Raw genomic sequence first — 10945 nt, 5'->3', positions numbered from 1 at the left:
CTCTTGGCGTTCGCGCTCGTCTTCGCCCTGTTGAAGCCGCTGCCACACGTGTGCCGCAGCCGCCTCGCCCGCCAACGCATTGGCCGGCAAGGCCCACGCGATTGCCACGATAAGAACACGAACAGAAAAAGAAGGGCGCACGCGAAATACCTGAATAATTATTCGTTCGGGTGAACTATAAATTCTCGGGTATTCGAATGAATTAGGACGCGTCTGTGAACCTTGAAAGAAACGTTACCTTTTCTTGTAGGTTTTTTCGCACGCTCAGGGGCGGATCTCTACCAGGGTACCGTCCTTGACCAGCCCCCATACTTCACGCATGTCGTCGTTCTTCAAGGCGATGCAGCCGTCGGTCCAATCCAGCGAGGCGAAGTACCACTCCGGGTAATGCTCGTCGATCGGGGTACCATGGATCATGATCATACCGCCGGGGTTCAGGCCTTCGCTGTGGGCGCGGGCCGCGTCGGCCACGTTGGGATAGGAGATATGCAGCGCCAGGTTGAACCTGTCGCTGGTCTTGCGCCAGTCGACCCAATAAAAGCCCTCGGGCGTACGCCGGTCACCTTCGAACGCTTTGGCGCCGCGCGGCTGTTTACCCAGCGAGACGCGGTAGGCCTTCATCATCACGCCCCGGCTGATCAGTTGCAGTTGGCGGGTAGACTTGATCACCACCACCTTGTCGATCAGCGCCTGGGTATTGCTGGGCACAGGCATCGCTTGGGGCACACTGTTCGGTGCGAGCGGGCGGGTAATGATGGTTTCGGTGAACGCCGCATGGGCGCAGGACGCACACATCATACCTATGAACGCAAGCAACACACGCATCTAACAAAACCCTGGGGCGAGGCCGCCGCCGGCAAACAATGATCAGGTGGACACTACCGACACCGGCAGGGGCGGCAGCACTTCATTACGCACAGGGTAGGTATTGGCCGGCCTGTCCGCGAAAAAACATTCTAAGGTACGCGCAACGGTGCGAAAAGCCAGCGCTTCCCACGGGATCTCGTCTTCGCGAAACAGCCGTACCTCCAGGCTTTCTTCGCCAGCGGCGAAGGCCTCGCCGGCCAGCACCGCGCGGAAGAACACATGCACCTGGTTAATGTGGGGCAAGTCGAACAGGGTATATATCTGCGTGCTGGCAAGTTCCGCGCAGGCTTCTTCCTGGGTTTCGCGACGGGCGGCCTGTTCCAGGCTTTCGCCGTTTTCCATGAAGCCTGCCGGCAGTGTCCAGAACCCTCGCCGGGGCTCGATGGCGCGCCGGCACAGTAGCACCCGTTCGCCGCACACCGGCAGGCTGCCCGCGACAATGTTGGGGTTCTGATAATGCACTTCGGTGCACACGTCACACACATAGCGCCAACGGGTATCGCCTGCGGGGATCAGCCGCGAAACAGAGTTGCCGCACAGGCTGCAGAATTTCATGGGCATGGTTCCTTGCGTTGCCGATATCTTGGCCCGCCGGTGCAAACAGGGCAAGTAGCGCCAAACAGGGCTTGGGCCAGGGGCTGGTTTGCGGCATGATTCACGCCAGGCACACGGATCGGGATTATCCCATGCTGGATGAGCTTTTGCGCCTTGTGGGGGAGCATGTACCACGGCCGCTGGAAACCGACAGGCGTTTTCCGGAGGCCGCCGTGCTGATGCCCATTACCCGCGCAGCCGAGCCGGAACTGGTGCTTACCTTGCGGGCTAAAGGGTTGTCCACCCACGGCGGCGAGGTAGCCTTCCCTGGCGGGCGGCGCGATCCGCAAGACCCAGACCTGCTGTTCACCGCGTTGCGTGAGGCCGAGGAGGAAATCGGCCTGCCGCCGGGCGTGGTGGAAATCGCCGGGCCCTTGAGCCCGCTGGTGTCCAAGCACGGGCTGAAGGTCACACCTTTTGTCGGGATCATTCCCGATTATTTCGAATACCGCCCCAACGATGCCGAAATCGCCGCCGTGTTCAACGTGCCGCTGGCGTTTTTCCGGGAAGACCCGCGCGAGCACACCCACCGTATCGATTACCAAGGGCGCAGTTGGTACGTGCCCGCCTACCGTTATGGCGATTACAAAATCTGGGGGCTGTCGGCGATCATGATCGTCGAGCTGGTCAATCTACTGTTCGATGCGGGCATTTCGATGCACCGCCCGAACGGCCCCTATACCGCGGTTTGAGCCTACGTTCGAGGATAAAAATAATGAAGTATCGCTTGGGTGAGCATCGGGTCGAGGCCCATCCTTCCAGTTGGGTCGCCCCGACCGCCACGGTGGTGGGTAAGGTCCGCCTGCAGGCCGGCGCCAGTGTATGGTTTGGCGCCGTGCTGCGTGGCGATAACGAACTGATCGACATTGGTGAGAACAGTAATGTGCAAGACGGTACCGTGATGCACACCGACCCCGGTACGCCGCTCACCTTGGGCAAGGGAGTGACGGTAGGGCACAACGCCATGTTGCATGGCTGCGAAGTGGGCGACTATAGCCTGATCGGTATCAACGCGGTGGTGCTCAATGGCGCGAAAATCGGCAAGCATTGCTTGATCGGCGCTAATTCGCTGATTGCCGAAGGCAAGGTAATCCCCGATGGCTCCTTGGTGATGGGGTCGCCCGGTAAGGTGGTGCGTGAGCTGAGCGATGAGCAAAAGGGCCGGTTGGAGGCTAGCGCTGCCCACTATGTGGCCAACGCCCAGCGCTATGCCCGCGAATTGGCCGAGCAGAAAGGCTGATGCATTCGGTTGAGCGGCCGGTTCGTTCGCCCTGCGTGGGCGTGTGTACGCTGGATGAGCACGACATTTGCCTCGGTTGCCAACGCACCGCCAGCGAAATCAGCCGCTGGGGCCGCATGGGCAACGACGAGCGGCGCCAGGTGCTGGCGCAGGAGGCCGCGCGGGCGCGCGCCCAGGGCCTGATGCAGTGATACAATCGGCGGCCGAACAGCCTGGCCGGCCCTCGCGATGATTTACCTGCTGCTTTACGTTGCCAGTGTGGTACTGATCAACTTCGCCTTTTCCGCGGCGCCCCAGTTGGACGTGCTGTGGTCGGCTTGGGGCGGGTTGGTGTTTATCCTGCGTGACTTAGTGCAAACCCGCTTCGGCCACCGCGCCGTGCTGGCGATGCTGGTAGCGCTGTTGCTGTCGTATTTCACCTCTGAGGCCACCATTGCGCTGGCCAGTGCCTTGGCGTTCGGCGCGTCCGAATGCATCGACTGGCTCGTGTTCAGCGTTACCCGGCGCCCGCTGCACGACCGCCTGTGGCTGAGTTCAGCGCTGAGCATCCCGGTCGATACGCTGCTGTTCTTCGGCCTGATCGGTGCCCTCACGCCGGCGGTGGCTGGTACCTCGTTGCTGTCGAAATTTGCCGGTGTCAGCGTGGTGTGGCTGGCCATGGCCTGGCGAATACGCCGCCGGCCGTTGTCCTCCTGAGCACTGCCTTGGTGTAGAATCGCGCGTTTTCATTGGCCGCGACTGCGGCCTGGCCCCACTTGCTGCTTAAGGACCTGCCATGACCCGTATCGGAACCCCGCTCTCGCCGACGGCCACTCGCGTACTGCTGTGCGGCAGTGGCGAGCTGGGCAAGGAAGTGGTGATCGAACTGCAACGCCTGGGTGTCGAGGTGATTGCCGTAGACCGCTACGCGAATGCTCCGGCCATGCAGGTGGCACACCGCAGCCATGTGATCAACATGCTCGACGGCGCGGCGCTGCGGGCCGTGATCGAGGCTGAAAAGCCCCATTACATCGTTCCGGAAATCGAAGCGATCGCCACCGCCACCCTGGTGGAGCTGGAAACCGAAGGCTACACCGTGATCCCCACGGCCCGTGCCACGCAGTTGACCATGAACCGTGAGGGCATTCGCCGCCTGGCGGCTGAGGCGTTGGGCTTACCCACCTCGCCTTATCGTTTTGCCGACACCTTCGAGGATTACAGTGCTGCCGTCCATGCGCTGGGCTTCCCTTGCGTGGTCAAGCCGGTGATGAGTTCCTCGGGCAAAGGCCAAAGCCTGCTGTGCGGCGAAGCGGATGTGCCCAAAGCCTGGGCCTATGCCCAAGAAGGCGGGCGCGCGGGCAAGGGCCGGGTGATTGTCGAAGGCTTCATCGATTTCGACTACGAAATTACCCTGCTGACCGTGCGCCATGCCAACGGCACTACCTTTTGCGCCCCGGTGGGGCACCGCCAGGAAAACGGCGATTACCAGGAATCGTGGCAACCTCAGGCCATGAGCCCGGTGGCCTTGGCCGAATCGCAGCGGGTGGCGCAAAAGGTTACCGAAGCCTTGGGTGGCCGTGGCCTGTTTGGTGTGGAGCTGTTTATCAAGGGCGACCAGGTATGGTTCAGCGAAGTGTCGCCACGCCCCCATGACACCGGGCTGGTTACGCTGATTTCCCAAGACCTGTCGCAATTTGCGCTGCATGCTCGCGCCATTTTGGGCCTGCCGGTGCCCAGTATCCGCCAGTTCGGCCCATCGGCTTCGGCGGTGGTGCTGGTCGAGGGCACTTCGCAGCAAACCGCCTTCGCCAACTTGGGCGCGGCCCTTAGCGAGCCGGACACCGCCCTGCGACTATTCGGCAAGCCGGAAGTCAATGGCCAGCGGCGCATGGGCGTGGCCCTGGCACGCGATGAGTCGATCGAAGCGGCCCGCGCCAAGGCCACCCGCGCGGCGCAGGCGGTTAAGGTCGAACTTTAAACGGCGCGGCTGCGAGCGTTAAGAAAAAAAGCACAGCCAGGCCGCTGTGCTTTTTTCTTGCAACCAAGGGCGGCTTTAGCCTATCGCCGCCAGGTTTTCATCCTTTGTTTCACGTAGGCACAGCACCGCCAGCAGGCTTAGCAGCGCCGCGGCGCTGACGTAACCGCCGACATAGCTGAGGCCGCCCATGGCCACCAGTTTCTGCGCGAAAAACGGTGCGGCCGAGGCACCCACGATACCGCCGAGGTTGTAAGCCGCCGAGGCCCCGGTGTAGCGCACGCGGGTCGGAAACAGTTCCGGCAACAGCGCCCCCATGGGGGCGAAGGTCGCCCCCATCAAAAACAGCTCGACGCACAGGAACAACGTAACGCCGACGCTTGAGCCTTGGCTGAGCAGCGGCTGCATGGCAAAACCTGAAAGCAATGCCAGCACCCCGCTGGTCACCAGCACCGGCTTGCGCCCATAGCGGTCGCTGAGCCAAGCGGAGACCGGCGTTGCCAGCGCCATGAACAACACTGCGAAGCACAGCATGCCGAGGAACCCTTCACGGCTATACCCCAGGGTAGAAACCCCGTAGCTCAGCGAGAACACCGTAGAGATATAGAACAAGGCGTAGCACACCACCATGGCCGCGGCGCCCAGCACCACCGGTAGGCTATGGCGCGCGAGCAACTCCACCACGGGCACCCTGGCTTTGTCGTCGCGGGCCATTGCCTGGGCGAATACCGGGGTTTCGGCCAGCTTCAAGCGTACATACAGGCCCAACACCACCAGCACGGCACTGAGCAGGAAGGGCAAGCGCCAGCCCCAGGCGCGAAATTGCTCATCCGACAAGCCCAGCGCCAGGCTCAAGAACAAGCCATTGGCCGCCAAAAAACCGATAGACGGGCCCAACTGCGGGAACATGCCGTACCAGGCGCGTTGGCCCGGTGGGGCGTTTTCGGTGGCCAGCAGCGCCGCGCCGCCCCATTCGCCGCCCAGCCCCAGGCCTTGGCCGAACCGCAGCACGCACAGCAGCACGGGTGCCCACAAGCCAATACTGGCATGCCCGGGCAACACCCCGATCAGCGTCGTGCACACCCCCATCAGCAGAAGCGACGCGACCAGCGTCGACTTACGGCCGATGCGGTCACCGAAATGGCCAAATAGGGCCGAGCCGATGGGCCGGGCGACGAAAGCGATACCAAAGGTGATGAACGCGGAGAGCATTTGCGCGGTGGCAGAGCCTTGGGGAAAGAACACCGGGCCAATCACCAGCGCGGCGGCGGTGGCGTATACATAAAAATCATAGAACTCGATCGCGGTGCCGATAAAACTGGCAGTCGCGATGCGGGCGGCCGAATTGGCAGGCTTGGCCTCGGCAATTGAGGCGTGCAGCGCTTGAGCGGTCATAGGGTGTTCCTGCAAGTCTGTGCGAATTGTTATTGGTCACAGCGTTGAACAGCAGGCCCCCGTGTGGGGCAAAGGCAGGCAGGCCCTGGATCGGGGCCTGCGCGCAAGGTGTTCCGGGCTGGCTGGCCGGGGGGTACGGGTGCGGGTAGCACCGGGCCCGGCGGGGCTGGGTAAGCGCGGGGATTATAGGAACGTGTTGCTAAAGATGTAAACGCGCCCGGCTGTGTTCAGGCGGGACGAGCATCGCCGCCACCGCCGCGGTAAGCCGGCCGGGGCTCGGGCCGCCATGCCCGCGCCGGGCGTTTATAGCGCCAACGGCACCGGCGCTTGCACCCAGATCAGTACCTTGGCCACACGGTTATCTTCGGTTTCGAGGATCTCCAAGCGGTAACGACCAAGCTTAAGGCACACGCTGCTCTCCGGGAGGCTTTCCAGTGCCTCGGTGATCAGGCCGTTAAGGGTACGCGGGCCGTCGCTGGGCAGGTGCCAGCTCAGCGCCTTGTTCAGCTCACGTATGGGGGCGGCGCCATCGATCACATAACGGCCATCGGCTTGCGGGTGGATATGCGGGTGGGCGGCTGCGCCCTGCTGTTCGAATTCCCCGACGATTTCCTCAAGAATGTCTTCCAGGGTGATCAGCCCTAGGACTTCGCCGTATTCGTCGACCACCATGCCCAGCCGGCGCTGTTCCTTATGGAAGTTCAGCAGTTGCATTTGCAGTGGGGTACCCTCGGGCACGAAATACGCATCGTAGCAGGCCGCCAGCAGGGCGTTTTCGGTCAGCCGCCGTTCCGGCAACAAGTGGCTGATCTGCCGCGTGTTGAGCACTTTTTCGACTTGGTTGATATCGCCCCGGTACAAGGGCAGGCGGGTGTGCCGGCTGGCGATCAATTGGTCCATGATCCGCTCCAAAGGCTCGTCCAGGTTAACCCCATCCACTTCGTTGCGCGGCACCAGGATGTCGTTGACGGTCATGCGATCGAGTGCATGAATGCCGGAAATCACTGAGCCACGTGCCTGCCGGGCTTCTTCTGAAATGTCGGGTTCCGACGGCTCGCCGGGCTCATCGGTAGCCGCCTGCGCCGTGTGCGTGGGCCCCGTGAAGGCCCGCAGGGTCAGGCGCACCAGGGCGCTGAACAGGCAGGCCAACGGGTACACCAACCGCAGGGGCAGGCGTAACAGGGCATTGGCCATGGAAATGAACGCTTGAGGGAATCGCCGGCCGAGTGCGCGCGCCAGGTATTCGGCCAGCACCAGTTGCACGGCGGCCACGGCCAAGCCGCCGGCCCAGGCGCCCTGTGGCCCCCACTGCGCGGCCGCCAGATACAGCCCAAGGCCGACCGCCACGGTGCGGCACAGGGTGTTGCACAGCACCAGGCTCGACACCGCAAATCGCGGTGCCAGCGGCAGCGGTTCGCCTGGGCGGGGCGCACGGGTGCGGCGCGGCAAATGATGGCGGGCGTGGTCGACGGCAGTGAACAGTGCCGACCAGAAGATTGCCAGGGCCAGTAGGCCGAGCGCGGAGCCCAGCGGCAAAGCAGTCATGGGGGCGCCTTCAGATATGCAGGATGTATTCGCGAACCAGCTTGCTGCCGAAGTATGCCAGCATCAGCAGGCAAAAACCGGCCAAGGTCCAGCGGATCGCCATGTGCCCACGCCAACCGAGGCGGTGGCGCCCCCATAGCAGCACCCCGAACACGACCCAAGCCACGCATGAAAGCAGCGTTTTATGCACCAGGTGTTGGGCGAACATGTTATCGAGAAACAGCCAGCCCGAGATCAGTGATGCCGAAAGCAGGATCCAGCCGGCCCAGAGAAAGCCGAACAGCAGGCTTTCCATGGTCTGCAGCGGCGGGAAAGCACGGATCAGCCCGGCGGGGTGCTTGTGCTTGAGCTGGTGGTTCTGCACCAGCAGCAGCAAGGCCTGCATCACCGCGATGGTGAACAGCCCATAGGCCAGGATCGACAGCAGGATATGCGCGAGTATCCCTGGCTCCTCGTCGATCTGCGGCACGGTGCCAGGCGGCGCGAACTGAGCGACCAGCACGGTGACGACACCCAACGGATAGAGCAGCACCAGCAGCACTTCCACCGGCAGGTTGGCGCAGGCCAGCAGCGTCAAGGCGATCACTGCCGCGGCGATCAGGCTTGCGGCGGTGAAAAAATCAAGGTTTAGCCCATGGGCGGTGAACAATTGGCTACCGAGGGCCGCCGCATGGGCGATGACTGCCGCCACACCCAGGCCACAGAGTAGGCGTTTGTCGACGCGGGCCCCGCGCGAAAGGCGCAGGCCCTGGATGAGCGTTGCCACCGCATAGAGCAGGGCGGCGACAAGGCTGGGGTACAGGCTGGTGGGCAAGGGGAGCATAGGTCCTGACGAGCGGCCATTAAAGGCGGGAGTGTGGCATATAAAGCCGATGCCACGAAAGACTGCATGCGGGGCCCCGTAACAGTACGTTATACTCGCGGCCATTTTCCGCTATCGGCTCGAAGCATTTGTGCAAGGCTGCCGGCCCTGCCGCGCCGCCTGCAAAGGATCCCGCATGTTTGAGAATCTTTCCGAGCGTCTGTCGCAGACGCTACGCCACGTTACCGGCAAGGCCAAGCTCAGCGAAGAGAACATAAAAGACACCCTGCGCGAAGTGCGCATGGCGCTGCTGGAAGCCGATGTCGCGCTGCCGGTGGTCAAGGATTTCGTCAACGCCATCAAGGAGCGGGCGGTCGGCACCGAAGTCTCGCGCAGCCTCACGCCCGGGCAGGCGTTCGTCAAGATCGTCCAGGCCGAGCTCGAATCGGTCATGGGCGCGGCCAACGAAGACCTTGCCCTGAATGTCGCACCGCCGGCGGTGGTGCTGATGGCAGGCTTGCAAGGGGCGGGTAAGACCACCACTGCCGCCAAGCTGGCGCGCTTTCTCAAAGAGCGCAAGAAAAAGAGCGTGATGCTGGTGTCGGCCGACGTTTACCGCCCGGCCGCCATCAAGCAGCTCGAAACCCTGGCCGGCGATGTGGGTGCGGTGTTCTTCCCCTCCGACATCTCGCAGCAGCCGGTGGCCATCGCGGAAGCTGCGATCCGCGAAGCCAAGCTCAAGTTCATCGATGTGGTCATCGTCGATACTGCCGGCCGCCTGCACATCGACGCTGCCATGATGGCCGAAATCCAGGCGCTGCATGCCGCGGTCAAACCCGTCGAGACACTGTTCGTGGTCGATGCCATGACCGGCCAGGATGCTGCCAATACCGCCAAGGCGTTTGGCGATGCATTGCCCTTGACCGGCGTGGTGTTGACCAAGGTCGACGGCGATGCCCGTGGCGGTGCGGCACTGTCGGTGCGGCACATCACCGGCAAGCCGATCAAGTTCATCGGTATGGGCGAGAAGAGCGAAGCGCTCGAGCCGTTCCACCCCGACCGCATCGCCTCGCGTATTCTCGGCATGGGCGACATGCTCAGCCTGATCGAGCAGGCCGAGCAGAAGATCGACAAAGACAAAGCCGAAAAACTCGCCAAGAAACTCAAAAAGGGCAAGGGCTTCGACCTCGAAGATTTTCGCGACCAACTGGTGCAAATGAAGAGCATGGGCGGCCTCGGCGGGCTCATGGACAAACTGCCCAGCATTGGTGGCGTGAACCTCTCGCAAATGGGCAACGCCCAGAATGCGGCGGAGAAACAGTTCAAACAGATGGAAGCGATCATCAATTCCATGACCCCGGCCGAGCGCCGCGACCCTGAGGTGATCAGCGGTTCGCGCAAGCGCCGTATCGCGCTGGGCTCCGGCACGCAGGTGCAGGATGTGGGGCGGGTGATCAAGCAGCACAAGCAAATGCAGAAGATGATGAAGAAATTTTCTACCAAGGGCGGCATGAGCAAGATGATGCGCGGCCTGGGTGGCATGCTGCCTGGCGGCGGCATGCCGAGGCTCTGAAACTCACCCACGGGTTTCGGCGGCCGACGGGGCGGTTCCCGGCCGGGTGCCGGCCCGTCGGCCATTTGGAAAAAGGCAATTGCAAAAGTCCGTGTATTCCCTGAGAATATGCGGCCTTTCGGGCACCCCTGTGCCCGCTGTGCCTTTAATTTGCAGCACCGACAACAGGAACGATGTTCACATGGTAACCATTCGTCTTGCACGTGGCGGCTCTAAAAAGCGCCCGTTCTACCACCTGACCGTGACCGACAGCCGCAATGCGCGCGACGGTCGCTTCAACGAACGTGTTGGCTTCTTCAACCCGGTCGCTACCGGTGGCGAAATTCGCCTGTCCGTCAACCAGGAGCGCGTAAGCTACTGGCTGGCCAATGGCGCCCAGCCGTCTGAGCGTGTTGCTCAGCTGCTGAAGGACGCTGCCAAGGCAACCGCCTGAGCAGTATGAACGCAACGCCAGCCCCTGCGGATGATCTGATCGTCATCGGCAAGATCGTTTCGGTACACGGCGTTCGTGGTGAGGTTAAGGTCTACTCCTTTACCGACCCGATTGACAACCTGCTGCACTACCCGCACTGGACGCTCAGGCATGAAGGTGACGTGAAACAGGTGGTTTTGATGCAGGGCCGTTTGCAGAACAAGGTCCTGGTCGCGAAGTTGAATGGTCTCGATGACCGCGAGCAAGCCCGCCTTCTCGCCGGTTACGAAATCTGCATCGCGCGCAGCCTGCTCCCGGCATTGACCCACGGCGATTACTACTGGTATCAGCTCGAAGGTCTGAAGGTCATCAACAGCCCCGGCGAATTGCTCGGGAAAGTCGATCACCTGCTGGAAACCGGTGCGAATGATGTAATGGTGGTCAAGCCCTGCGCGGGCAGCCTGGATGATCGCGAGCGGTTGTTGCCCTATACGGACGGCTGCGTGCTCGACATCGACTTGGCAGCCGGCGAAATGCGGGTGGAGTGGGATGCAGGCTTCTAG

Annotated in this window: 13 protein-coding genes; 8 read left to right on the top strand and 5 right to left on the bottom strand. The window is 62.4% G+C overall.

Going from position 1 to position 10945, the window contains the following annotated elements:
- Positions 1-264 precede the first annotated feature (264 nt).
- A complete protein-coding gene (locus tag HAQ05_RS22595; RefSeq protein WP_190424800.1) occupies positions 265-825 on the bottom strand; it encodes a L,D-transpeptidase family protein in 561 nt (186 codons plus the stop codon).
- Between the two features lie 42 nt (positions 826-867).
- A complete protein-coding gene (locus tag HAQ05_RS22590; protein WP_190424798.1) occupies positions 868-1422 on the bottom strand; it encodes an NUDIX hydrolase in 555 nt (184 codons plus the stop codon).
- A 131-nt stretch (positions 1423-1553) separates the two neighbouring features.
- Here HAQ05_RS22590 and HAQ05_RS22585 point away from each other — a divergent pair, with 131 nt between their 5' ends.
- From HAQ05_RS22585 to purT, 5 genes are all read left to right on the top strand, one after another.
- Positions 1554-2153, top strand: coding sequence for a CoA pyrophosphatase (locus HAQ05_RS22585; RefSeq protein WP_190424796.1), 600 nt, complete (start codon positions 1554-1556; stop codon positions 2151-2153).
- Positions 2154-2176: 23 nt separating this feature from the next.
- Positions 2177-2701, top strand: a complete 525-nt coding sequence (locus HAQ05_RS22580) for a gamma carbonic anhydrase family protein (RefSeq protein ID WP_190424794.1) — start codon at positions 2177-2179, stop codon at positions 2699-2701.
- Positions 2701-2892 carry a DUF1289 domain-containing protein gene (locus tag HAQ05_RS22575; RefSeq protein WP_190424792.1) on the top strand — a complete coding sequence of 64 codons (192 nt, stop codon included), beginning with the start codon at positions 2701-2703 and terminating at the stop codon, positions 2890-2892. The genes HAQ05_RS22580 and HAQ05_RS22575 overlap by 1 nt, the downstream gene beginning before the upstream one ends.
- A gap of 37 nt (positions 2893-2929) precedes the next feature.
- A complete protein-coding gene (locus HAQ05_RS22570; protein WP_190424790.1) occupies positions 2930-3397 on the top strand; it encodes a VUT family protein in 468 nt (155 codons plus the stop codon).
- Between the two features lie 79 nt (positions 3398-3476).
- A complete protein-coding gene (gene purT / locus HAQ05_RS22565) occupies positions 3477-4658 on the top strand; it encodes a formate-dependent phosphoribosylglycinamide formyltransferase (RefSeq protein ID WP_190424788.1) in 1182 nt (393 codons plus the stop codon).
- Positions 4659-4733: 75 nt separating this feature from the next.
- Here purT and HAQ05_RS22560 read toward each other — a convergent pair whose 3' ends face one another.
- The 3 genes from HAQ05_RS22560 to HAQ05_RS22550 form a co-directional block, all read right to left on the bottom strand.
- A complete protein-coding gene (locus HAQ05_RS22560) occupies positions 4734-6050 on the bottom strand; it encodes an MFS transporter (protein ID WP_190424786.1) in 1317 nt (438 codons plus the stop codon).
- A 303-nt stretch (positions 6051-6353) separates the two neighbouring features.
- The gene (locus HAQ05_RS22555) at positions 6354-7595 is read right to left on the bottom strand and encodes a transporter associated domain-containing protein (protein ID WP_190424784.1); all 1242 of its coding nucleotides are present in this window, start codon (positions 7593-7595) and stop codon (positions 6354-6356) included.
- Positions 7596-7605: 10 nt separating this feature from the next.
- Positions 7606-8418 carry a cytochrome C assembly family protein gene (locus tag HAQ05_RS22550; protein WP_190424782.1) on the bottom strand — a complete coding sequence of 271 codons (813 nt, stop codon included), beginning with the start codon at positions 8416-8418 and terminating at the stop codon, positions 7606-7608.
- A gap of 175 nt (positions 8419-8593) precedes the next feature.
- Between HAQ05_RS22550 and ffh the strand changes: the two genes are divergently transcribed.
- The 3 genes from ffh (at position 8594) to rimM (ending at position 10945) form a co-directional block, all read left to right on the top strand.
- Positions 8594-9970 carry a signal recognition particle protein gene (gene ffh / locus HAQ05_RS22545; RefSeq protein WP_190424779.1) on the top strand — a complete coding sequence of 459 codons (1377 nt, stop codon included), beginning with the start codon at positions 8594-8596 and terminating at the stop codon, positions 9968-9970.
- Between the two features lie 181 nt (positions 9971-10151).
- Complete coding sequence (gene rpsP, locus HAQ05_RS22540) at positions 10152-10403, top strand: 30S ribosomal protein S16 (RefSeq protein ID WP_190424778.1); 252 nt, start codon at positions 10152-10154, stop codon at positions 10401-10403.
- 5 nt (positions 10404-10408) lie between these two features.
- Positions 10409-10945, top strand: a complete 537-nt coding sequence (gene rimM / locus HAQ05_RS22535; RefSeq protein WP_190424776.1) for a ribosome maturation factor RimM — start codon at positions 10409-10411, stop codon at positions 10943-10945.

This window comes from Pseudomonas typographi (assembly GCF_014694385.1).
Lineage (GTDB): Bacteria > Pseudomonadota > Gammaproteobacteria > Pseudomonadales > Pseudomonadaceae > Aquipseudomonas > Aquipseudomonas typographi.
Note: the sequence above shows the minus strand (reverse complement) of the source record. Positions and strands in the feature narration are given on the sequence as shown.